A 25812-nucleotide genomic window follows, 5' to 3' on the forward strand; every position below is an offset into this window, starting at 1 on the left:
CATTTATTCATAATCTAATTTTTGTAAAATTTTTACTATAATGTAACAAAAAGCGCTGCTCAATAAACAAGCGCTACTTAAGCCCTTTTAAAGACCCAAAGCTTACTACCTAAGAAATTTACCATCATTGAAAACAATGTAGCAATTATTTTAGCAGAAAATACACCTAACTGTGGCTTTAATGGATAAAGGACAGTAAGGGATACCCCCAGTGACACTACATTTACTGCGATAAACTTCAATATCTCATCTCCATGCGGCGTCGACTTTGCACCAAACGTCCAATATTTATTCATGATAAAACTGTTTACAACACCGCAGCTATATGATATAACTTGAGATAACATATAGTGCATCCCAAAAAATGTAAGGACTGTAAAGACTGCAAAGTCAACTAAAGTATTTACAATGCCGACTAAATTAAACTTTACAAACTCCAATAAACCGTTTTTCCTATTGTCTCTTTTATCTTGTTTTTCCATCTTCATCATCAAACCCTACTTTCTTCGTAATAATGTATAACGGTCTATCCCTTACTTCGTCATATATTCTGCCGATGTACTCTCCAAATGCGCCTAAGACTACAAAGTTTATGGCACTTAATAGGATATTTACTGCTATGACTGTATTAACGATGGATATTTTTATTCCAACAATTCTAAGTATAAGCTCAACTATAAAATAGATCACGCTTGCTGCTGTCAAAAAAATCCCAATATATAGTGGAAGCTTAAGTGGTGCATAGGAAAATGATGTAATACCATCCATAGCAAGCTTAAGCATTTTCTTCAATGTATACTTAGTCTCACCAGCAAACCTTGGGTCTCTTACATATTCAACACCGATTTGCTTAAAACCTACCCAGCTTACAAGTCCTCTTATATACCTGTTTTTCTCTTTTATGGATGTCATGGAGTCCATTACATCGCATACTTTTCTATCTATCAAGCGAAAATCACCTGTATCAACAGGTATATCTACATTTGTAAGGCTTTTTAGCAATCTTGTATATGATGTAAGATGACGCAACATCAGCTAAAATCGATGGAAACTTCAAAAACACATTGTAGTAATGTGATAGATTTCCGATTGAGGCTATCTTGCCTATTAAGTAAAGAGCGTAGATGTAAAGTGGCGGATAATCACAGCTTGGAGTATTTTTATAAAAGTTTAAGATGTCCTGTGATGCAGACTGTGCCCAGCTTCTAAAAAGCCCTATATCACCTGAATAACCTTCAATGGTTGCAGCTATGTAAAGCCGCATGAAAAACCCTATCAAAAATAGTGCCACTATGATAAATTTATCGTTTTGAAAGTCCAACTTCAATTTTTTATTCTTCAAAGCGTAGTAGCTTAAAATGAATAGCAAAAAGACGATCGCCGAGTATGCCATTATATACACGCCGTACTTTGATGATGTCCCCCTAAATCCCCCAAAATCTCCTCTACTACGAGGCATCTGCCATTGGGACTGCCCACTTTGTCCATTACCTTGAGGCGGATTGCTCCTCTGCCAAACACCTTGATTTGTGTTTCCACTGCCCCAACTTCCGTTTGTGCTGCCTTGTGTGAAACTGTGTTGGAAATTTCTTCTAAACCCTTCCGTGCTTCCACTGTAGTGGTACAGTGAGTATACACTTAGAATCACTGACAAAACCAAGACAAACGCCAAGCTGTACTTTACCACGTTTTTGCCCATAGCCTTTTCTCCTTTTCTTTTAATGTGTCTATAAAAATTATAAGACTTAAATGTTGCAAAAAAATTAAAAAAATGTGTGATTTCTGTGTGAAAAAAAAAGCAATCAGCATATGCTGATTGCTTTTTTTCACACAAAAACCACACCTTACATTTAATTCTGAAAGATATCCTTCAATTGAATTTCCAATGATTTAAAAATCCTGACCTTTATATTATCTTCTTCTGAATATACTTCAGGTCTTTTGTATTTGCCATCTTCACCTAAATAGTAAGACAGTACAGTTTTTTCATCAGCAAATACGATCCAATACTCTTTTACCCCTGCTTTTTCATACAAATAGAATTTTTCCTTTAAGTCTCTCTTTAATGTTGAAGGAGAAACTACCTCTATAATCATATCTGGGCTTCCTTTACAGCCTTTATCATCCAGCTTACTTGGATCACACACTATCACTATGTCAGGCTGAACTACATTTGTCACATCATCATCACTAACGTTTTCAGCAAACAATCTTACATCAAATGGAGCGCTGTAAACTTCACAAGTTTTTCCTTTTAGATAATTATGGATAGAGGCAAACAATTCTCCTACAACTTTCTGATGTTTCCGCGTCGGTGATGGACTCATATTATACGGAACTCCATCTATAAGCTCCCATCTCTCATCATTAGCCCAGCTCAAATAATCTTTATATGTGTATTTTATATGTTCATCTTTATCTGCAACTGCCATTTTTTTCACCTCTTTTAATAACAAAACTATCCGAATACTTTATAATAATTATACCACTTATCGTAAATTATATAATAAAAAAGCATGATGATTTCTTACCTATTACACATCATGCTTTGTGAACCTACTCCATCCTATAGAGGATGAAGCTTCCTACTTCATAGACCGTTGCCTACTGTTATTCACAGCAGGTCTTACACAATCTCCATAGGCGTAATTTCGGGAGGAACCTTCCCTACAAAAATATTATTCTTAGGCTGTTATGCCTAATTGTCTTTACTTTTTACTCCTGATAATATTATAGCATATAATGTTATGGAAAACAATAGAAATTCATCTCCCACCTATAGAGGATGGGAGACTTCTTTCAAGCCTTCGTTAAAAGCATAGTAAAATATTTCTAATTCATCAATTTTTTTATCTCATCTTCTGATAATTCTGTGATCTCTGCTATCTTGTCGATAGGCATACCATTTTTTAATAATTTTTTAGCTATTGCAATTTTCTCTTCCTTTGCACCCTTTTTAATACCTTCTTCTATACCTCTTTCAATGCCTTCTTTGATACCTTTCTCTATGCCTTTTTCTATGCCTTTCTCAATTATCATTTTGTATGTTTCTGATTCTTCAATCCTAAACATCTTTACCACCTCCGAAAAAACTCTCTCAATAACTTCTTTTTTAAATATTATCCCTGACAATATCTCTGCTTTAAACGCTATGTCTTTCTTCTTGTTTATATCTATAGGAATGTCTTTAATTGCTTCAACACACTTTTCAAGATATTTTCTCCTTCTTCCTTCCTTCTATTTTGGTCCATCAATGGTAGAAGTGAATATAAATCATAATAATCTGTCTTTAAAACATCAGTAAATTTAATGTCACCAACGTTTATTATCTTGTATTTATAGTCTAATGTGTTTTGCTCTCCAAAGTTGTAGCTTAAGCCATTTTCCATTTTCATATTGTCTTTTCCTATATATATGACTACTTGATATGGTAAGAGATTATGCTTTTCCATTATCTCCAGGGAATATCTAAGCATTCTGTAAGGCATTTTTCCGTCATTTTCTGATTGAAATTCTATGTGCACAGCCACATTTCCTTTGTCAGTAGTGCATTTGAATATCATGTCGCTGTCTCTTCTCTCGACTCTTGCAAATTCTATATTTAGTTCATCAATCTTTGTGTATTGTAGCCCCAGAAAATAACTCATTATGTCATCTGCCATATCCGAAAAAATATTTTTCATCGTAATATCGTATTTTTGGCTCATATTCTTCCTTCCATTTCTTTAGTTTCTCATAATCATTATATCATATAAAACTAAAGAAGAATAGATTTGCATCAAACTCCATTTTTTATTTTAGAGGATATTTTATTATGAAGCTTACACCTTTTTCTCTATTTACTGCTGTAATCTCACCTTTATAAAAATCAACTATCTTTTTCGATATGGCAAGTCCTAACCCAAAATTTCCCGTCTTGTCCTTGTACATTCTGTCAAATATACGGCCTACATGCTTTTCATCTATATTAGGTCCATCGTTGTATATGTCCAGCACCGCATACTTATTATCTTTCTTTAAAGTTATTCGTATCAACTCATTTGCATACCTTATAGCGTTGTCAAGTATGTTTTCGATGCATACCTCAATCTTATCCCCGTCACCTTTTATTATTATATCATCTACGTCCAAATCCCACTCTATACTGCTTTTTATGACTTCAAACCTGCTTATTATTTGCGTCAAAAGATCCCTCATATTTATATAATCATTTCTGCTGTTATTTTCCAGTACATAATCAAGTGTATTCAGGTAAAGCATCTGATTTATTTTCTTCTGAAGCCGTATCGCCTCATCTTTTATTATCTCAGCCGTCTTCTCCAAAGACTCTATATACACACCATCTATTATGGCATCCGCATGGCTCATTATAACCATTACTGGCGTCTTTAGATCATGTGATATGCTTTGCAAAAACATCTTTTCTTCTTCGTCTGCCCTTTTTAGCTCTTTCTGCATCATATTCATGGAGTTGGCCAACATACCTATCTCGTCTTCCCTATCTAAGTTTATAGGCTCCTTCCAATCTTTGTGAGCTATCCTCATTGTGTACTCTTCAAGCTTCTTAAGGGGTTTTGCAATGTATCCAGCCACAATTATGGATGTAAAAAATCCTATTATAATGAATATTATTCCTACAGCAATTACAAGATAAAGAATAGTGTTATCAACGATATTTGGCACATACGATACAAGATAAGCTTTATTAGACGAGTCGTAATTTACTGTGCTTATTATAAAGAAGTACTCCATATTGTCGTAGACTTCTCTATAAAGCTTCTCATTCATGTTTCCGCCTTTTATAAAGCTGGACATCCAAAGCTTAACCCCAAGTGAATTAAACGATGGCGAATGAATATCTGGTGGTGGTTCTCTGTGATTTATGTCTATGATCAACGGTCTATTAGCTGTATCAAAATCCACAATGAAGTTGTCTCCACCCTTTAAATTTTTAAGCCTGCTGAAATTATTGAAAGGATTATCGAAATTCTCATTTTTCATAAGCATCTCATGTGAAACCTTTAAATCCTGTATCTTATTGTTTTCCTCTACCCTCCTGTAAGCAAAGATGTACAGCATCGACAAGCTGCACACTATGATAAGTATGACAGCAGTAAATGTCATCCATATTCTCATTGCCAGCGAACGAAATCTAAATATCTTTTTCATGATTTACACACCAGTTTATAACCGTAACCATATACGGTCTCTATATTTAACTTATCTACTTTCTTCCGAAGCCTTCTTATGGTGTCGTCAACAACCCTGTCAGAGCCAAAGTAGTCTTCACCCCAGACATTGTTCAAAATCTGGTCTCTCGACACGACGATATTTTTATTCTTCACAAGGTAGCAGAAAAGCTCATATTCCTTATTTGTAAGCTGTATCTCGTCTTCACCTAAATAAACAGTCCTTTGCTTCTCACTCAATGTATAATCGCCTACTTGTATAATGTCATCGCTGCCATCCTCTTCTATTCCGTGTATCCTCTCCATAAGCTTGTTTGTCCTAATGACAAGCTCACGAGGCAAAAAAGGCTTAGAAAGGTAATCGTCGCTTCCAAGCTCTAAGCCTACTACCCTGTCAAGCTCTTCATTTCTGGCAGACATGAATATGACAGGCGTCGATTTGTTATGGTCCTTTATAGCTTTTATAAGCTCATATCCATCTACATCAGGAAGCATTATATCAAGTATCCATAGATCTGGCAAATCTTTTATCCTATCCATAGCAGTACTTCCATCAAAAAATGTAGTAACACTGTAACCTTCCCTCTCAAGGTACTTCTGCAAGAGAAGGTTTAGGCTCTTCTCATCCTCTACAAGATATATATTTCTTGACAATTTTACCACCTCATGACTATAAGCCATATCTGTAAAGACACATTACATCTTATTTTAATTACTATTTTATCATAAAATTATTGAGAATTTTTAAAGAGATTATGTGAAAGATATGTGAAACATTAAAACTCTCAAAATTTAACGTTAGCTTATCACCCTTTTTAAAATATGACTTATGAAATTTAGCGCCTCTTTTAAAACATCAAACTTTGATGTATCTTTAAAATATCTAAAAGCTAAAAATGTCACCATCATTAGAAATAATAGCCCTAATAAATTATCTACAATTCTCAATTTCATTTGCTAATCCCTTTCTCAATATATAAAATTTCGATGATTATCTTATTTAATTAATCTATAAACATCATGTTGCTTACCATTATATACTAACGTAAACTTTCTGTCATTTCTTAGGTACTTATCATAAATTGAGCCTTTAGCAACTATTGCGTAATCAATTTTATTTTTATCAATGTATTCTTTAAACGATGATTCATTTTTAACATTACCTAGATAGAAAAGGTTATTTGAAAGCCCTTCACCATATAATGGATAAATATATGCGTGAAGAAAATATGCAATATTTTTGTTTCTCACGCCTTTTAAAAATGACATATCATTCCCATAAAATGGGTTTGCCATATAAGTGCTTCTATCAAGAATAGGTGTTTTTCTCAATTCATAAAATGTCTCTCTTGATGATATATTTACTGGCAAATAACCTTTTATAGAAACTACAAAGCTAAACGTAACTAGCGCAATGATTATCGGCACAACAATTCTCGTAAATTTAACATTTTGTACAATGTAAGATATAGCAACATATCCTAGTGCAACAATAAATATAACATATCTAGACCACCAGTTTTCTGATGAAACTAAAAATAGTATTCCGGTAGAAATGGCGAAAAAAATATTAACCCATTTTCTATCTATTATTGATTTTAAAATAAATATCAAAATGGCAGGCATCGCTATAATGTACCATATCGCCCCAAACCCTCCTATACGAGTATCGTAAGAATATCCCTTTAAAAAATTGAAATTTTCATACCAAGAAAAATAAATTTGTTTAAAGTACCCCATATTTTTCATCTGAGGCAAAAGATTTGGGTCAAATATGATTTGCTTAGCTGTGCCAAGACCTTTAAATATCGTTATCCCGTGAAAACTTAGTGTAAATGGATAAATAGGATTTTCGTAAAAATACCATGTCCTGTAGTACCAAAATGCACCAAGCGTTATTGAAAACAATATGTATATAGATAGACCGTATGCTAAGTCCTTAAAGCTAACATCATATCTATGTTTGATTAAGACCACAAATAATAAAGTCAATAGAATAACTGCGTAAATAGGTCCAGAACCTTTCATGCCGCTCATAAATGCAACAGTCAGTGAAAACAAGTATACATACTTTAGGCTAAATTCCTTATACAAATGTATAAGAAAATTTAATGACAAAATCACCATAACCGAAAATGCAACATCAATATAATCCGTTTTTGATTGTATAAATACAATCGGTGTCAAGAAAAATAATAACCCTGCACATAATGAGTAATATTTATTAAGTCCAATTTTTCTTCCTATCCCATAAATTCCTATAATACCAATCAGTGCAAATATTAGTTGCGTTCCATCAACAATAACATCGCTTTTAAAGAATATCATATTCCATAAGAATAATATCTCCGTATTTTTTGGATACCAATTTATCCACTGAGATATGTAATCTTGATGAATATTGAATATCATGCCGTGTTTCATCCATTCAACAGGACCTACAAGATGATACATAAGCTCATCTGTGCCATATGGCGGATAAATCAATGTAATATAAACCACCCATATCACACCGATTATTGTCATAAATGATAATATTATTAGAAGAGGTCCAAATTTGACATCCCTAAAAAAATTTATTATGGATTTTAGCTTTATATTAAAAGACCAATCCTTCAAATAGAAGCATGTAGCTATAAATAAAACTGCAACAAAAATAAATAAGTATATGGGATAAAGCATTTTAAGCAATATTCCTAGAACTATATTTATTAAAAGAATTTCTGTTATTGAAAAAAGAAAAGACGTAAGTATTTCATCAGAAGTATTACTTAATTTAATCCATTTCGTCCATTTAACGGATGTCATTATTACCAGCAACGTCGAAACAATGTATAATATAAGACCTAATGTAAAGCTCATGATATCCTCCTTTTTAGATATACAATATCAAAATAACAGTAATGCAATATAAAATCCCATTTATAAGAAAAGGTTTGTCCTCAAAAAATGCCAATTCTGGACTGCCTCCAAATGTTTTACTGTCAACAAGATACTGATATCTGAATATACCATATATCACAAAAAGTATCGTTATCATCATGTAATAACCCTTTTCAGCATAAAAAGTATAAAGGGAATACGCTATTATGGTTGATGACGTCACTATAGATAACATATTGTCAAGAAGTTTCACACTGTATTCATCAAGAACATTTCTATGGCTTTTTGCATTATTATCAAGGACGATAACCTCATTTTTCCTCTTGGTAATTGCAAGAAATAATGACAATAGAAGTGTACATAGCAGCAACCACGGTGAACTTGCAACGCCTATTGCCTCTGCACCAGCAATTACTCTCAGTACAAATCCTACAGCAATAACCATTACATCGATTATGATAATATTTTTTAGGTAAAAAGTGTATGCAAGATTTATTATGAAATAGCTTAAAACAATTATGCCAAAATTTGCATTAATCAGAAATGATAAAATCAATGATGCCAAAGCAAGTATAAAAAACAATATTGCTGCATGTCTCTTTTTAACAAGCCCTGACGGCAATGGCCTAAATCTCTTTTTAGGATGTTTTCTGTCTTTTTCAAGATCGGCTATGTCATTTATTATATAAACGCTGGATGATATTCCGCAAAACAGTATAAATGCAAATAAAGCCTCCTTAAGTGATAAAACGTCAAACATTTTTTTGCTGAAAATCAGAGCCGCTAAAACAAACACGTTTTTAATCCACTGCTTTGGCCTCATAAGCTTTATTAAACCCTTATATTTGTCTATTGTAGAATACTTTACAGTATGTTCCAATCTCATTTCACCCTTCTTTTAACTTAATAATTAATAATGCACATATTACTATATATGCAGTGAACATAAGGTTACGGCATTTAATATATAGGCAAAAAATATTTCGGTATTTTCATTATGCTATGAATTGAATCTAATTATTAGTCTTAGATCTAAATAATTTATTATAATACTTCTTGCCCTTTGTAAAAAAGTGTACATAAATGCCACTTCTTTTAAAATGCAATTTTGCATCTTTCAGACTATTTATGAATTCCTTTGAGTCTTTGAAGTCCTCCAATTCTACATAGGTATGGCCTATCTCAAATAAAGTATGTGCATCTGTCCCACATATCTTTAGTTTACCGTATTTGTCTGCAAAATCAAGTGCAAGTTTATCATCTTGTGGATATATATTCCGAGCATTAGAAACCTCAACAATGTCTATCTCATCAATTATTCTGTACAATGCATCTAAGTGTATCTTTGACTTTCTCATCCTGTCAAATGGATGCGGGACACATACAAGTCCTCCCTGATCTTTTATGCATCTTATCGTTTTATCCATAGGAAGAAGCGGTGGTATCTCTTCACTTAAAAAAAGCCCTATAATTTCACCTTCTTGCGTCTTTATTTCCTCGCATTTGATTACTCTGACATCATCGCCAAATAATTTTTCCGCTTCTACTGCACCCTTTAATGTATTATGATCACTTATTGCAACTATATTAATACCCTTCTTCATAAGGCTTTTTTTTAAATCTGGAACCTTTGAAAAACCATCATTTGAATAATTTGTGTGAACATGAAATTCCAGCTTCATAATGGACATTCAATCCTTTCATAAATTGCTGATTCATCCGCATGAATAGTATAGCACTAAGCACATCTTACCTGCCTCTTGCAATAAGTACAATTCCAAAGCTTATCAGCAATGTACCTATAATCTTTAATAGATTTACATTTTCGCCAAATAAAAGTATACTAAAAAGCATCACTAAGACAAATCCGAGGCTCGTAAATGAATAAGCATAACCTACATCCACTTTTGTAAGTACATATAGCCATATAATCATACTCCCAATATAGCTCATTATTCCCAATAATACATATACATTGATATATTGTACCAATATATGAAAAACGCTACCTGTTATGCTTATATTTTTTACGCCATATTTTAAAAGGATCTGTGCCGATGCGCTTAATATAACGCTTATTATGATCAAAATAGTTACCATGATGCCCTCCATCATATCAATGTTCAACATATATTAATATTATATCATATAATAATAAAAAAAGACTTACATGCATCAATATTGTAAAACAATGCATGTAAGTCAAAAAATTTATGTCGTACCATTTGTCACTAAAACTACAGACATAGGGATACTCACCTTCTGTCCATTTTTCGTCACTTCTATATCGTATATATTTGAAATAGGCGTCAAATTATTTATCTTTTGTGATGTACCTTTATTAGTAATTTTAATCGATATATATCCATTCACATTATCAATATTTAACAAATCTTTTAAGATTGTGATCTTCAAATCGTCTGTATTAATAACCAAATTTCTTTGAGCCATCTTTAATTCATTTATGACTGACACAGGTATGATAATCTCTTTTAGACGTGTATTCTCATTGCTATTAAAATTAATCACAACATCACTTTCCGCATTTTTTATTACATCTAATGATTTCGCCTCATCTACTCTATATAGTGCAATATTCCCATATGCACTAGCAGTGCCGCTTAGATAAATATAATTGTTTTTACTATCATTAGATTTTGTCGTGACACTTATCATATTGCTTGTATCCAATATTCCACCAGATGTATCAAATGCTTCTATTTTGTAAGTATAAGATTCTCCAGGTGCGCATGTCATATCTTTATAGCTCGTATTGTTGACCCTTGCTATCTCTTCGCCATTTCTTTCGACAATATAACCTGCTATATTCGGATTTACAGTACTACCGCTCCAATCTAGCAATACGCCATTGCCATCAAGATTTACTGCTCTTAACCTGCCATTTAACGATATGGTTGATTGATTTAGTGAACTTGTATCAATAACAAAATCAAATTTTGTATTTGTCCCAGGTTTAATATTAAGATTATCTTTTATTTTAACACTTATATTCGCTTTACCATTTCCATTAATTCTTAAGGCACCACTTGAAACTCCTACTACAGCAGTATTATCTGATGATATATCGTATTGAGACGGGTCAAGATAAACACTGTCAAGTTTATTATCGCTATATGAAGCTTTCACTTTTATAGGAACAATATTGCTCTTACTTAAATCTACTGTTGGTATTTCCACTTTTATATCATCTATTACATGATTCAACTTAAATTCCTCATCTGCTGCAAAGCTGCTGAGAATATTTTTGCATCTCTCTAAATCATTTATCAATTTAGATGCAACATTCGCATTAAGACTTTTGTCACTATTTGTCTTATTTATGGCATTATCAATACTGTTTATAACATTTTTTGCATTCCCAAGTGTCATAGAAGATTTTGCAATATCAACTATGCCACTAATCAAGTTTTTATACGAATATGCTTGATTTTGCGTCATTCCACCGAATTTGACATATATTCCATCAATATCTGCTAAAATATCATTAAGTATAGTTATAGTTGAAACAGCCGGATCTTTATCAGGAACCACTGCTGGTGTACTAAAAACACCAGATTTAAGTGCAGTGTCATACCCATTTTTAAACAATGATTCAAATTCAAAAAGTCCGACGCCACTTGCATTGTTATCCCTTATTGCCTCTATCTGTTTTAAAAGTGTTACATTATCAGTACCAATAAATGTACCAATAGCTGGAATAACATTGGAATGACCACTAGCAAAATCCAATGTATTTTTTAAGTCGTTAGCAACAAGAGAAACCGACATATTGTATGACATTGGATTCAATGTATCAATATAGTTCTTTAGCGTCCAATCCTTTGAATCCTGAAAAATGTCTGATGGAGCGGTGTCATAATTTGGCCATACGTCTGCAGCTATTTTAATCTCTGGCTTTATCATTCTTAACTCTGATACAACACTATACACAAATGTATTGACAATATTCATCCTAAAATAATTCCACAGCTGCCACATGTCACTATTGACATTAAGATATTTGGGATCTACTCCTGCATATTGTTTAAAAAGATTTCTTGTATAATCATCATATCCGAAATCGTTAGAATAATCATTTGAGTTTGGAAATCTTATATAGTCAAACTGTATTCCATCTATATCGTATTTCGACGCTATTTCTTTGTATAGTTCAGACAGAAAATCCCTCGCTTCTGGAATCGCAGGATTAAGATAGTAATATTTTATCCCATATTTATCCAATGTATAGTTATAGCCTTTGCGACTTACCATTAGCCATTCAGGCTTTTCTTTTTTTATAGGTCCACCATCAGAAACATCAGATGTCCCTATTAAGAAATTTTCTGTCCAAGCATATACAACCATACCTCTTTTATGGGCTTCTTTTATATATGCGTCAAGTACATCAAAACCGCCATATATAGGATTCTGACTTGTATATTTACTGTTTGTAGGATATATGGTATATCCAGACCAAAATGTATCAAGATATATAGTATTTATGTTTATACTCTTCAACATATCGAGATTTCTCACAACTTCATCAAGATTTTTCTCTTTTGGCCTTATCCAGACAGCTCGACTCTCTACTTTCTCTGATGCAAACGACATATACATTGCTTTATTGATGTCATCATCAAGTGATTTCAATACATCTTCTGCTTCTTTATATGATCCATTGTTTAAGTAAGTCCTGGCATTATTTAACTTTATTTTCGCATTATCTATTATTGTTTGTACATCATCATACGGAATATTTTTAAATTCCTTTTTATCATCGATTAGGTTGTTTTCAACCATATTAAGCTTATACTCGGCTTCGTCCACATATGACATAGGCATATGCTTTATTATTACCTCTTTGTTTGTTTTATCTATCGTGACAGTAGAGCCAAGTAATGCATATTTCATAAGCCATTCTGCACTTGTGCCATGACCTGATATAACAAAGCCACCATCTGGTATATCAGAATTATTTCCTCCCACAGATACAATTTCCCCATTTTTATTTACTGTAACTTCATAACCATAGTCATTAGTTCCTGTTTTTTCACCATATAAGCTATCATACACAATGAGCTGATTAGTTCCTCTCATACCAGGAGTACCATATCCAGAAGGATTATCATTATATGTCCTAGGATCTATTGCGTCATATTTTATCTTCCATACCACAGTAGTATTAAAATTATCTAAAACAACCTCAACTTTGTCTCCTTCTTTTACTGTATCAAGAAGTTTATTGAACTCAGGATTAGAAATATGTATTGATACAACTAATCCATTGTCAGGTATGCTTGAATTGTTTGGAGTAACATAATCAGGTTTTGTGACTTTTTTAACAACGTTATTTACTACTGTTATCTCCATACCCCACTGATTAGTATTTGTCGATTTTCCATACGATGGTGTATAGACTATAACTTCCCCTTCCTGTCTATCCTTATTTACACCATCTATCGGCACTACTATATCATCAACCTTAAAATATTTTTCAGGTAGATTATATACATCATTCGCTACAGTATTTGTATTTACTCCTGATGGTGTATTTGAACCAGTCATATCCGTCATAGCTCCAGCAGCAGCAAATATGTGACTAATATTAAAACTTAGAAAAAATGCTACAGAAAATATTAGTGATAAAGTTTTTCTTTGCATAGTTAAATAGTTACTATACCCCCTTTTATTAGTTTAAAATACAGTTCGCACTGCAAATTTAAATACAATTTAATCCATATAAGTAATTATATCATAAAATCATACATTTGCATTTATTTTGTCGAAAAATAAAAAAAGAAAAAACAAGATTATGAAAATTGATCATTTCCATAATCTTATGTAACATGATAAATCAATATCTTATTTTATAATTGTTACAGCCGCTTTATCATAAAGTGCATTCACATTAGTAACTGCCACTCGTTCTCCTGCTGATAGGCCCTCCAATATAGTTACATATTTTTCATTTTGCAATCCCAAAGTAACAACTCTCTTCCTCGCAATGCCTTTATTATCTATTGTAAAAACATATGTCTTACCGCTTTCATATCTTAAAGCAGAAACGGGCACCACGATACCTTCATATCCAGTAAGGCTAAGCATAGCTTTAGCAGTCATACCAGGCTTTAACTCCCCTGGATTCGTTACTGCAATCTCAATCGGAAAGATCTGGCCTGTGGTTGTCGCTACAGGACCTATCTGAGAAATCACGCCCTGAAATTGCTTATCAGGAAATGCATCTATTACAACTGGAACTTTTTGTCCTACACGCAGAAGTGGAACTATGTCTTCATTTATCGTTCCTTCAATTTTAAGAGTAGAAGTCTCAGCAATTGTCAAAAGTGGAGTTCCAGCTGTTGCTAACTCTCCTGGCTGTATATTACGATTCGTCACGATTCCATCCAATGGAGCATATATATCACTATTTGTCATTTGTACTTGAACAACATTTTTTGCTGCTTCCGCCTGTTGCAATGCAGGTCCTGTATATATTTCATACTGTTTCTGAGCATTATTCACTTGCGTCTTAGCTGATTCATACTGGTTTAAAGCCGCATTATATTGATTTTGAGCTTGCTTAAGTTGAGTATCTGCCGCATCCAATTGACTCTGCGACGCCGCACCAGCATCGTACAAAGATTTTACTCTGTCATAATTTTTCTGTGCATCGTCCAAACTCACTTTCGCAGAATTAACTTTTATCTCTGCAGCTTCCACATTCTGTTGAGCTGCTTGAATGCTTACTTTTGCAGCTTCTGCCTGCTTATTTGCCATTGCTATAGATGCATCAGCTTGTTGTAACTGAGCCTTAAGCTCCTTAGTATCAATCTGAACCAAAAGCTGTCCTGCCTTTACTTTATCACCTACATCTGCATTTACAGCAATAACTTGGCCTGCTAATTTACTGGAAACATCAGCATATTTATTAGGCGTTAATGAACCATTTACAACAATAGTGCTGTTAAGCTTCCCACTGGAAGCAGCCATGACTTTTACAGGTATCTTATCACTAGAGCTTTGCGTTTTTATGCTGCATCCTGACAAGTCAAATGCTAAGCCTGCCATCAAGACAACAGCCAAAAACCTTTTTATATAACCTTTCATTTTTTCCCCTCCTCACAAATACAGAAAATTAAACATCTACCTGACATGAAGCTTTACAGTTGCATTCATTCCAGGCATTAGTTTCACATTTTGTCCATCAGTAAGCACTATTTTTACTGGAATTACTTGTGTCACCTTTATATAATTTTCACCTGAATTTTGACTTGGCAAAAGCGAAAAAACTGAATTCGTCGCATACCCAATGCTTGCCACAGTTCCATCAAATGTCTTTCCTGGATATGCGTCAATATTTACATCGACTTTCTCACCTATTTTTACTTTGCGTATTTCAGTCTCTTTTATATTGGCTTTTATATAAGCATCATCCGTATCCGCAATTACCGCGAGAGATGAACTAGGACTTACAAGCTGACCTACAACAGCATTTGACTCTATAACCTCTCCCTTAATTGGGGATTTTATTTCAAGTTTTGATGCCATTACACCAGCAGTAGAACTTAGTGACTGTGGATTTGTTGATGAAGATGTCAACGTACTGTCTAAACTTTGCCTACCAATGACTTGACCAGAATCAACAGTATCTCCTTCTTCTACATTCCATTCTACCAAACGACCCGTTATTTCTGGTGTGATTGTGACCATATCTGCTGTCACCTGTGCATTATCAGTAGCAACATAGTTCAGCGATTCATAATAATAATAGTAAGCAATCAATCCGCCACCTAAAAGAGCTAATATTAATACTATTATAACAACGATTGAACGCTTATTCTTTAAAAAGCTCATTTTAAACCCTCCTCATCAATTTTACTCGACACTCATATGAGCCGATTTTTTATTTCCCTTCTTTAAAAACAGTGAAAGGAAAATTGCAGGTATTGTCATGATGCACATTATAATAAACATATCATCAATTGCTTTCACGTAAGAATTTTGACTGACTAAGCCTTGCAATGCTTCATATGCAAGAGTAGATGAACCGCCTAATTTATTTAGCAAATTTGACAATGCCATATTGTTTGAATTTATGTGCTCTGCTAATCTTTCTGCATACATTGTTTGTCTATTGTTAATAATAGATGTCAACACAGCAATGCCAAAAGAGCCTGAAACACGTGAGATAATATTGTTAATAGCAGATGCTTCACCAGCCATCTCAGGCGGAATATCTGCCAAGGCGGCAGTCTGGGCAGGCATCATGCCAAATGACATTCCAACACTTCTAAATATGAGCCAAAGTCTAATGAGATTAAACGGAGTATCTAAACTCAACTGATGAAACAAATACTGTGCATACAAAAATGCAGATAATCCTGCAAAAGCAATGAACTTTGGTCCTATGCGATCATACAACGCACCAATTACAGGCATCAATAGCCCCGATGCGAGAGCTGCAGCCATCTGCAGCATCCCTGCCTGCATTGCACCTAAACCTCTTATATTCTGAAGGAAAAGAGATACATAAAAAACACCAGCATTAAGGCTTATTGTAACTGCAATCAGTATAATATTTGCCATTGTAAAATTTCGGTATTTAAAAACTCGCAAATTCAAAAGTGGATGCTCACATGTAAGCTCAAGATATACAAAAAGTCCTAAAGCTACAACACTTGTGTACAAAAGCAATACTGTCTTCTCATCTCCCCATCCCCAATCACTGCTTTTACTTAAAGCTAAAAGCAAACAAAAAAGACCAATACTGGATGTAATACCACCGGCTACATCTACTTTTCCAGCATCATCATTTCCTTTGAATTCTGGTAAAATAAAAAATGCCAGCAACACTCCCAACAAACCTATAGGTATATTTACTGTAAATATCCATCTCCAATCAACATATTCTACTAGATAGCCTCCTAAGGTTGGCCCTATAGCAGGTGCCATCATAAGGGAGATGCCAAATATCCCCATGGCGCTACCAAATTTCTCTCTAGGAACAGCTTCTGATATCATGGCCATAGTAGTAGGCATTATCATACCACCGCCTAAAGCTTGGATTACTCGTGCTGCAATCAGAGAATTGATATTCCAACTTAAACTACATAATGCTGATCCTAACGTAAATATAGCTAACGAAAATATGTAGATTTTCTTAAGGCCAAAGCGATTTCCCATCCATCCGCTCCAAGGCACAACCACACCTAAAGTTAACATGTAAATGGTAACTATCCATTGAACAGTAGTTGTATTAGTACTGAATACATGCATAATAGTAGTTATCGCCACATCAACAATGGTTGAATCTAAAATAGACATAAACGCGCCTATTAGCGAAACTAGAGCGATAAGTACCCACGAGCTAGAACCATTATTATTAGCTTCAATGCCCATTTTTACACCTCCTCATCATTTAAATATTCATTTAATGCATTTAATACATTAAAAATTTGATGATACGTATCCTCCGATAATTCTTTAAATATTTCTTCCATTTTCATTTCAATTTTTCTTTCGATTTTATCAAGTAATTCAAGCCCTGAAGATGTGCTAATCACCAACATACTGCGTCGGCTTTTAGGATTTGGTATCCTCTCTATAAGCCCTTTCGATTCAAGGCGATCTAATACTTCCGTAAAGGTGCTAAAAGGCACTCCTAAATAATCTGCCATTTTAGTAATAGCACATTTATCCTTTTTAGATACAAGAAGCATCACAACCATTTCTGTCGGCGTCAGATTCTCCTCTTTAAAAAAAGGCACAATTCGCCTTCCCAATTTCCAATTTACACGCTTAAAAAGTGCTAAGAGAGCCACCCATTTCATTTGCACCACTCATTTCTAAATAGTATATTTCTATATAGCAAATTTCTAAACCGAAATATTTAATTACATTGTAGAAAAATATAGCATTTTTGTCAAGATAGTTTACTAATGGGTTAATCTCATTAATATAATTTGACTAGTTATACTTCAAAAAATTTAATAAATATTTTATTGACACTCAACTTTTTAGCAATTATACTAAATTTATGTAAAATTCTAAAATAATCTATATTTTTTATTTATAAGGGGGTTTTTGATGAAAAAAACATATCTGTCTATCTAAAACGTTATAGTAAAGGCAATTATGTTATTGAATATAATTACAAAGAGGTGTGTTTAATGTGGTTTAACAAGCTAAACACAAAAAAGATAATTTTGTTCACTTTTGTTTTTACATTATCAACGTCAATTCTTAGCGGATGTGGAAACAGTAAAAAAACAACTTCTAAGGCTCCACAAGCAGTATTAGTCAAGGCAACGAAGGCAGAGCTTAATAAAATCGAAAATTATTCTACATATACAGGTGTGATCACATCAGAAGAAGATATTAAAGTTTCCAGCAAAATTTCTGGCAAAGTAAAAGAAGTGAATTTCCAAGTTGGCAGTTATGTTAAAGAAGGCGATCCACTCATAGTCCTTGACACTAATGAATTAAATATTCAACTTGCACAAGCTAAAGCTTCTTTAGATGCTGCTGAAGCAAATTTAGCTGCAAATGAATATGGAAATCTCCCTCAAGAACTTGCACAAGCAAAAACTGCATATAGCCAGGCAGAATCCAACTATTTAAATGCCAAATCAAACTATGACAGAGTAAAATCTTTGTACGATGCTGGCGCAACATCAAAGCAATCTTTAGACAGTGCACAATTGCAGTATCAAACTGCAGAAAGCCAATATGAAAATGCAAAGGAACAATTGGATATCATACAAAAAAAACAGCCAGAAAACTTAAAGGCATTGCAATCACAAGTGGAGCAAGCACAAGCACAGGTAGAATTAGCTGAAACAAATGTCCAAAACGGAATTATTACAGCACCAATCTCTGGTATTATTACATCAAAACAAATAGATGCCGGTGAGATGTGCCAAGCTGGAACAACCCTTCTTACTATAGCAAATATGAATAACGTAAATGTAGTTATAAATGTACCTGAGGATGATATAAATAATTTAAAAGTTGGTCAAGACGCTTTAGTAAGCGTTGATGCCATAAATAACGGAAACAATTTAAAGGGAAAAATAAGTGAGATTTCTCCATCATCACAGCAAAGCGGAATTTTCCAAGTTAAAATATCATTAGACAACAAAGATAACTTGCTAAAATCAGGCATGTTTGCTAAAGTCAGCATAGTTACAGAAATCAAACAAAACGTGATTACGATTCCTAAAGATGCAATAATGATTAAAAAGTATGGCAATACCGTCTATGTTGTAAACAATGGAAAAGCAGAAGAACGCCTTATAAAACTAGGAATTTCTAATAGCGATAAAGTGGAGGTAGTAAGCGGGATTAAAGCTGGTGAAACAGTTATTGTAAGTGGTCAAAATATGATTACAGAAGGAACTCAAGTCAAGACACAGTAAGCTGAAAGGGGTGAAAACATGGGTATTATTGATGCAGCAATAAAAAGACCAGTTACCGCATTCATGGCAGTAGTTTTAGTTTTTATTTTGGGCTTTGTCTCACTTACCAAAATGAATGTTGATTTGCTTCCTGATATTAAGTATCCAGCAGTAGCTGTAGTAACAACATATACTGGAGCAAGCTCTGAAGAAATAGAATCCCTCATAACAGATCCAATTGAGAATCAACTAGCAGGCTTGCAAAATGTTCAAAATATATCGTCTTCCAGCCAAACGAATGTATCTATCGTGACAATAAACTTCAACTGGGGGACTAATCTTGATTCCGCTGTCACAGATGTAAGAGACAAAATAAACATAGTAAAAAACTCGCTACCTGATGGTGCCAGCGATCCAACCATAGTCAAATTCGACATGTCTTCAATGCCTGTCATTACATACGGTATAACAGGCAGCGAGAACCAGCTTTTGATGAAACAAGTAGCAGAAGATGTAATTCAAAAAAAATTAGAAACAGTAGCTGGAGTTGCAAGTGTAAATATATCTGGCGGTGTTGATAGACAAGTAAGAGTGCTTGTTTCACCGGAGAAAATGAACGGGTATGGCATAAGCTTTACCCAAGTTACGCAAGCACTTCAATCAAATAACGTAAATTTGCCTGCTGGAACTGTCGACTATGGCAGTAGAGAATTAATGGTGCGAACAATGGGTGAATTCCAAAGTGTAGATGACATAAAGAATATTCCTATTGCCAATAAGCAGGGTAGCATAATAAGACTACGTGACATCGCCGACGTAGAAGACGCGACAGCAGATGTTACAAGTTACTCGCGAATTAATAAAAGCCCAGGTTTGGTAATACAAGTCCAAAAAGCAAGTGATGCAAATACCGTTACTGTGGCAAACAATGTCAAAAAAGAATTGGAATCATTGCAGAAACAATTGCCAAAAGGCATGACATTATATAAGATATCAGATGAATCAGAATACATAAATGATTCAATTAATACTTTAATATCACACGGCATAATCGGAGCCTTATTAGCTGTAATAATTATCTATTTATTTCTACACAGCTTCAGTTCGACTCTTGTTGTAGCGACATCTATACCTATTTCACTAATATCCACATTTATCTTAATGTACTTTAGCGGAATGACATTAAATATTATGTCGCTAGGTGGCCTTGCCATGGCTATAGGCAGGCTAGAAGATGATGCTATCGTTGTACTTGAAAACATCCACTATCATCGACAGCAAGGAATGAATGCATTTGAGGCAGCAACAATCGGCGCAAAGGAAATGTTTCTTTCAATCACCGCATCTACTTTAACTACCGTCGTAGTTTTTTTGCCTGTAATATTTGTAAATGGGATCTCAGGAGTATTATTTAAAGAGCTAAGCCTTACAATTACATTTGCATTATTATCATCTCTTGTATGCGCTATGACAATCGTACCTCTTTTAAGCTCACGTCTTGTAAAAGTATCTACTGTGAATATTGAAAAAAGAAGCCTTTTAGGAAAAATATTCTACCCAATGGATAAAGCATATAGTACTGTAGAAAAAAAATATGGTGCTTTACTCAAGTGGAGTTTAAATCACAAGAAAACCGTAATACTTTCGATTATCGGACTTCTCATAATAAGCATCGCCGCAATACCATTGGTGGGAACAGAATTTTTCCCTACAACAGACGAAGGGCAAATTTCAATAAGCATACAATATCCTATTGGGACAAAATTAGAAAAAACTGATCAGTTAGTAAAAACAATTGAAAATAAGATAGCATCGATAAAAGAAGTTAGTATGTATTCATCACAAGTTGGAACAAGTTCATCAGGTGGCCTTTCCGGTTCCAGCTCATCATCCAGCGAAAGTGCCAGCATATCTGTAAGATTAGTGCCTCTAAGCGATAGAAAAAGATCAACTGATGAAATAGCTGAAGAACTTAGACAAAAAATCGGCCAGGTTCCAGGGGCAAAAATTGTAGTAAATAGCGTATCACAGACAGGAAGTGCGGGAGGAAGCAGTCATCCAATCCAAATTGCACTAAAAGGAGATGATTTCGATACACTTCAAAATCTAGCTGACAGAGTCAAAACGACAGTAGAAAAAGTACAGGGAACAAGAAACGTTGAAACTTCATTTGAGGAAGGTAGACCTGAACTAGAAATAATCATCGATAAGGATAAAGCCTCCAGCTATGGATTAGACGCTAATCAAATTGGGCAGCTAATAAGAACATCGATAGCTGGTGCAACTGCAACCAAATATAAAGTCGCAGGAACAGAAATCGACGTAAATGTCCAACTTGATGAACTTTCAACAAAAACTTTTGAAGACTTAGAAAATTTCTCACTGCTGACTGCATCTGGTGTAAATGTGCCTATTAAAGATATCGCAAAATTTAATATAACGGAAGGACAAAACGTGATTCAGCACGAGGATAGAACTCGTATTGCTTACGTTACCGCAGATATATTTGGAAGAAGCTTAGGAAGCGTAATGAATGATATTGAGGCATCAGTTTCCTCTATGAATCTGCCGGAAGGTTATACCGTAAGCTTTGAAGGCCAAAACAAAGACATGCAAGATTCATTTGCACAATTAGGTCAGGCTCTATTGCTATCAATCGTATTAGTTTTCGTTGTAATGGCTGCAGAGTTTGAGTCCCTCATTCATCCATTTACCATCATGTTTTCAATTCCACTATGTATAATAGGAATTGTTTTCGGTCTCTTGATAAGCGGTTGGGCACTTAGCATACCAGCTTTCTTAGGCATCATAATGGTAGTCGGTATCGCTGTCAGCAACGGCATATTACTTGTAGACTATATAAATAAATTGAGAGAAAGAGGTAAAAACGTCACAGATGCCATACTTGAAGCCGGGCCTAGAAGATTGCGTCCTATTATCATGACTGCTACAGCAACTATACTTGGTATGTTGCCAATAGCACTTGGCGTAGGCTCAGGAAGCGAAATAGAAGCTCCTCTTGCTGTCAGTGCCATAGGTGGCTTGACTACATCAACACTTCTGACACTAATACTTGTGCCAGTACTTTATTCACTGTTTGACAATATGCGCAATAAAACTAAAGATAGATTTTCCACTTTAAAGGCTAGGTTTTCCAAAAAAGCCGTTTAACCCCACCTATATAATGCCTTACACAATATCCTGTGTAAGGCATATTCTTATTTATTTAATTGGCAAGAATGCTTCTCAATGTCAAGCTCAATATGTGCTCTAATCGCTTTTCTAAGTTTTCTGGCCGTGTAGGATTATCTTTCCAAAGTATTGCTAATATATCCTTTTGAGTAAATGAAGAAATACACAGAACATGAATACTTGTCAATATCTGCCGTGAATCTAAGTCATCTCTAAAAACCCCTTTTGATTTGCCTTCATCGATGATTGCTCGCAATTGTGGAAATGCCGCATCCCAAATAGGTGGTAAAACTTTCTTTGCGTAAATGCCTCCCTCTAAGGCTTCCCAAGTCATGAGCCGTGGAAAATTGGGATTTTCTTTCAAAAAGTAAAAATAGCTCTTTATAGCTTCTACCAATTGTACTTGAGGATTGTTCCTATCCCTTGTGGCTTGACTAGTAACATCCCACATCCTCTCAAAATTGATCTTAAGAACTTCTGCATAAAGGTCATTCTTACTATGAAAATAATGATAAAGCATCCTTTTATTTATCTGAGCCTTTTCTGCAATCTCATCCACACGTGCACCGTGTAATCCCTTAGTTGCAAAAATTTCTTCTGCCGCAGCTAATATCCTTTGCTTACTATCATGTGCTAATCCATCCATCAAATGCCTCCTTATCACAATCTGTTATTTTTAAATTTTATGACTGTGCATCTGCTGTTGCCTCTCTTTTGTCGAAATACTTTTTCTTAATGACAAATACAGCAAGACTAAATAATACAATTGCAGCACCAGTCAGCACCATCAGATCAGGTAAAATAGTCTTGAATTCCACATCCATTAAAAAGATTTTTCGCACATTATCTGAGTAATAAGTTAGAGGCAAAAGCCTGGCAACAATTTTAGCTACCAAAGGCATTGCCATAAGCGGCCACGTATAACCTGAAAATAGAAAAGATGGCACTGCAACAAGCATCGATATTTGTGTCGCTTCCAATTCTGTACGGCATATACTAGAAAGCAGAATCCCTAAACTAAGAATACAAATTAGAAAAGCTGCTGTCAATAGCAATATATACATGTAATTGCCATAAAGCGGTATTTTAAAAACAAATATGGCTTCTAGTAAAAGTATATTTAGTGTCAAAAAATTTACTATAAAGTATGGTAGCATCTTACCTGCCGCTATCACAAAAGGGCTTTTACAGTTTTCCTTTAGCTCCCCTAACGTATCCTGCTCTTTTTCTCTTATAATAGATACTGCTATATATAAAAGAGCAACTTGCTGAATCACTGTCGTCATAAGGCCCAACAGTAGAAAATTATTATAGTTAAATGTAGGATTATACCAAAGACGAAGTCTATAGCTTATTGGCTGTATCAAAGCTGATGCAGCACTTTCTGAAAGGCCTGTTGCTTCCATTTTTTTAATAAGCATACCTGCTGATAACGTCTGGACTATTTCACTGGCAGATAATGTAACTGCATTTCCGATTATCATATTTGCTCCATTGGCTACAACCATCACTTGACTGCCAATACCCCTCTTTATATCTTTCTCAAAATCTGGAGGTATAACTATGGCAGCAAAAATTTTACCTTCTCTCATGGCATTTTCCATATCTTTTTGACTAGTAAGCTCAGTTGTATAATCAAACCTGTCTGAATCAGAAAATGCCTGTATCACTGTACGGCTTAAAGCCGTTTTGTCCATGTCAAGCACACCTAAACTTATATGATTTACTATATGCTCACTATAAAGTGTACCAAATAGTGTAATATACAGTATAGGTATACCTATTAAGATAAGCAACAATCGCTTATTCTTAAGCATGTACCTCCATTCTCTCTGGAAGACATATAAAAACTGTGATGCCATCTATTTTTCCTCCTTCGATCCGCTGAAATCCACCGTTACAGACATCCCAGCTTTCAACTTTTCATTGTTTAACCTTACTTTTACATTGTACGCAACAATATCTTTATCGTCCCTCTCATTTGTAGAGCGCTGTGCAGCATAATCGGGTTTTTCATTTATCGATTCTACCACACCTGTAAATACTTCCTTTGGAAAATCTGCACTTGTGACTTTTACTTTTTGACCTACCTTTATTTTTCCAACCTGTGTCTCTTTAACTTTTACATTTACCCAATTATCTTTAGGCTGTTGAATAGTGAAAATAGGCGTACCGGCACTGACTATTTCTCCTTCTTCAACATTTTTAACAGTAATAATTCCATCACAAGGTGCTTTTATTGTAGCATCTTCAATATTTGCTTTTACCTCATCTAAAGCTGCCTTTGCAGCGTTTAGGTTAGCCTCCGCCATTTTCACTGCATCACCTGCAATCGCCGTTTGAAGCTTACCTGCTTCAGCTTTCATGATAGCTGCCTTAGCTTGCTCTACAGCCGCTGCAGCAGCTTTTATGTCCTCTGGCTGTGCCCCTTCTTGTATGAGGCTTAATGCTTCTTCTGCATAATGAACGTCGTCGCTTGCTGCCTGATACTTAGCCTTTACTTCATCCAATGTTTGCTGAGAAGCCGCACCAGCTTCAAAAAGTTGGCTTGTACGCTGATATGATTTTTCCGCAACATCAAGTGCTGCTTTTGCCTCATCTAGTTTAGCTTTTGCCTGCTCTATTTCTTGAGATCTGGCACCATTTTTAACTTTATTATATTGTGCAGTTGCTTGGTCTAAAGCTGCCTGCGCCGCTTGTATATCTGCGTCATTGACCTTTTGCTGCAATTGATATGTATCTTTTGCATTATTATACTGCGCTTGAGCCGCTTCAACTGCTGCTTCTGCCTGTTTTTCCTTATCTTGTAATTCTTTTATTTCCATATAAGCTAATACCTGTCCTGCTTTTACTGTATCCCCTTCTTTAACTTTGACTGTCTCTATCCGCCCTGGAAGTTTTGAAGCTACATCCACTTCCTGATTTTCTACAACACCGTCTATCAAATAGGAATTAGAAGAACTTGTCTTTGCACCATTGCTGCATCCTGATAATACCAATGAATAAATCAAAACTAATATGAGAAAATAAATAGACGTTTTATTTTTTGCTAATGAAAAGTTAGACTTAATCATAAATTATGACCTCTCCTTTTTTAATAAAAATTTTTTGTATTTAAGACCTTCTTTATTTAATGATAAGATTTCATATTG

At 34.5% G+C, this 25812-nt stretch carries 21 protein-coding genes and 1 pseudogene; 2 read left to right on the top strand and 20 right to left on the bottom strand.

All coding sequences use genetic code 11. The features are described from left to right. Window positions 1-77: 77 nt before the first annotated feature. The 17 genes and pseudogenes from TTHE_RS12705 to TTHE_RS13795 all read right to left on the bottom strand — a co-directional run bounded on the left by TTHE_RS12705 (window position 78) and on the right by TTHE_RS13795 (window position 17902). Window positions 78-488, bottom strand: coding sequence for a GtrA family protein (locus TTHE_RS12705; RefSeq protein ID WP_231292668.1), 411 nt, complete (start codon window positions 486-488; stop codon window positions 78-80). After that, window positions 466-1032, bottom strand: coding sequence for a hypothetical protein (locus TTHE_RS12710; protein ID WP_231292669.1), 567 nt, complete (start codon window positions 1030-1032; stop codon window positions 466-468). Before TTHE_RS12710 ends, TTHE_RS12705 begins: the two co-directional genes overlap by 23 nt. Then, entirely contained in the window at window positions 965-1699 is a 735-nt protein-coding gene (locus TTHE_RS12715; RefSeq protein WP_223814667.1) for a hypothetical protein, read from the bottom strand. The genes TTHE_RS12710 and TTHE_RS12715 overlap by 68 nt, the downstream gene beginning before the upstream one ends. A gap of 151 nt (window positions 1700-1850) precedes the next feature. Then, on the bottom strand, window positions 1851-2432 hold the full coding sequence (locus TTHE_RS12720) for a Uma2 family endonuclease (RefSeq protein ID WP_013298972.1): 582 nt from the start codon (window positions 2430-2432) through the stop codon (window positions 1851-1853). Between the two features lie 400 nt (window positions 2433-2832). Further along, window positions 2833-3707, bottom strand: a pseudogene (locus TTHE_RS12725) (Rpn family recombination-promoting nuclease/putative transposase). An 85-nt stretch (window positions 3708-3792) separates the two neighbouring features. Further along, a complete protein-coding gene (locus TTHE_RS12730) occupies window positions 3793-5169 on the bottom strand; it encodes a sensor histidine kinase (protein WP_013298973.1) in 1377 nt (458 codons plus the stop codon). Continuing rightward, window positions 5166-5843, bottom strand: coding sequence for a response regulator transcription factor (locus tag TTHE_RS12735; RefSeq protein WP_013298974.1), 678 nt, complete (start codon window positions 5841-5843; stop codon window positions 5166-5168). The genes TTHE_RS12730 and TTHE_RS12735 overlap by 4 nt, the downstream gene beginning before the upstream one ends. Window positions 5844-5987: 144 nt before the next feature. Then, on the bottom strand, window positions 5988-6143 hold the full coding sequence (locus TTHE_RS14265) for a hypothetical protein (RefSeq protein WP_013298975.1): 156 nt from the start codon (window positions 6141-6143) through the stop codon (window positions 5988-5990). Between the two features lie 42 nt (window positions 6144-6185). Next, window positions 6186-8051: a hypothetical protein gene (locus TTHE_RS12740; protein ID WP_013298976.1), complete on the bottom strand. Its 1866-nt coding sequence runs from the start codon at window positions 8049-8051 to the stop codon at window positions 6186-6188. A gap of 13 nt (window positions 8052-8064) precedes the next feature. Further along, window positions 8065-8958, bottom strand: a complete 894-nt coding sequence (locus TTHE_RS12745; protein ID WP_013298977.1) for a decaprenyl-phosphate phosphoribosyltransferase — start codon at window positions 8956-8958, stop codon at window positions 8065-8067. 127 nt (window positions 8959-9085) lie between these two features. Next, entirely contained in the window at window positions 9086-9754 is a 669-nt protein-coding gene (locus tag TTHE_RS12750; protein ID WP_049774937.1) for a PHP domain-containing protein, read from the bottom strand. A gap of 67 nt (window positions 9755-9821) precedes the next feature. Further along, a complete protein-coding gene (locus tag TTHE_RS12755; RefSeq protein ID WP_013298979.1) occupies window positions 9822-10172 on the bottom strand; it encodes an SMR family transporter in 351 nt (116 codons plus the stop codon). Between the two features lie 111 nt (window positions 10173-10283). Further along, the gene (locus TTHE_RS12760) at window positions 10284-13733 is read right to left on the bottom strand and encodes a glycoside hydrolase family 10-like protein (RefSeq protein WP_013298980.1); all 3450 of its coding nucleotides are present in this window, start codon (window positions 13731-13733) and stop codon (window positions 10284-10286) included. Between the two features lie 201 nt (window positions 13734-13934). Further along, window positions 13935-15179, bottom strand: a complete 1245-nt coding sequence (locus TTHE_RS12765; RefSeq protein ID WP_013298981.1) for an efflux RND transporter periplasmic adaptor subunit — start codon at window positions 15177-15179, stop codon at window positions 13935-13937. Window positions 15180-15215: 36 nt separating this feature from the next. Next, the gene (locus tag TTHE_RS12770; protein ID WP_013298982.1) at window positions 15216-15926 is read right to left on the bottom strand and encodes an HlyD family secretion protein; all 711 of its coding nucleotides are present in this window, start codon (window positions 15924-15926) and stop codon (window positions 15216-15218) included. A gap of 21 nt (window positions 15927-15947) precedes the next feature. After that, complete coding sequence (locus TTHE_RS12775; RefSeq protein ID WP_013298983.1) at window positions 15948-17471, bottom strand: DHA2 family efflux MFS transporter permease subunit; 1524 nt, start codon at window positions 17469-17471, stop codon at window positions 15948-15950. 2 nt (window positions 17472-17473) lie between these two features. Further along, window positions 17474-17902, bottom strand: coding sequence for a MarR family winged helix-turn-helix transcriptional regulator (locus TTHE_RS13795; RefSeq protein ID WP_013298984.1), 429 nt, complete (start codon window positions 17900-17902; stop codon window positions 17474-17476). Window positions 17903-18241: 339 nt separating this feature from the next. Between TTHE_RS13795 and TTHE_RS12785 the strand changes: the two genes are divergently transcribed. Both TTHE_RS12785 and TTHE_RS12790 read left to right on the top strand, forming a co-directional pair. Then, on the top strand, window positions 18242-19489 hold the full coding sequence (locus TTHE_RS12785) for an efflux RND transporter periplasmic adaptor subunit (RefSeq protein ID WP_013298985.1): 1248 nt from the start codon (window positions 18242-18244) through the stop codon (window positions 19487-19489). Between the two features lie 18 nt (window positions 19490-19507). Further along, the gene (locus TTHE_RS12790) at window positions 19508-22639 is read left to right on the top strand and encodes an efflux RND transporter permease subunit (protein WP_013298986.1); all 3132 of its coding nucleotides are present in this window, start codon (window positions 19508-19510) and stop codon (window positions 22637-22639) included. Window positions 22640-22694: 55 nt separating this feature from the next. Here the strand turns inward: TTHE_RS12790 and TTHE_RS12795 are convergent, their stop codons facing one another. From TTHE_RS12795 to TTHE_RS12805, 3 genes are read right to left on the bottom strand one after another with little or no spacing between them, the layout of a single operon-like run. Further along, on the bottom strand, window positions 22695-23306 hold the full coding sequence (locus tag TTHE_RS12795) for a TetR/AcrR family transcriptional regulator (protein ID WP_013298987.1): 612 nt from the start codon (window positions 23304-23306) through the stop codon (window positions 22695-22697). 37 nt (window positions 23307-23343) lie between these two features. Beyond that, window positions 23344-24522, bottom strand: coding sequence for an ABC transporter permease (locus tag TTHE_RS12800; RefSeq protein ID WP_013298988.1), 1179 nt, complete (start codon window positions 24520-24522; stop codon window positions 23344-23346). Beyond that, window positions 24523-25734 carry an HlyD family secretion protein gene (locus TTHE_RS12805; protein ID WP_013298989.1) on the bottom strand — a complete coding sequence of 404 codons (1212 nt, stop codon included), beginning with the start codon at window positions 25732-25734 and terminating at the stop codon, window positions 24523-24525. Window positions 25735-25812 lie beyond the last annotated feature (78 nt).

The sequence above is a fragment of the Thermoanaerobacterium thermosaccharolyticum DSM 571 genome, assembly GCF_000145615.1.
GTDB classification, from domain to species: Bacteria; Bacillota; Thermoanaerobacteria; order Thermoanaerobacterales; family Thermoanaerobacteraceae; genus Thermoanaerobacterium; species Thermoanaerobacterium thermosaccharolyticum.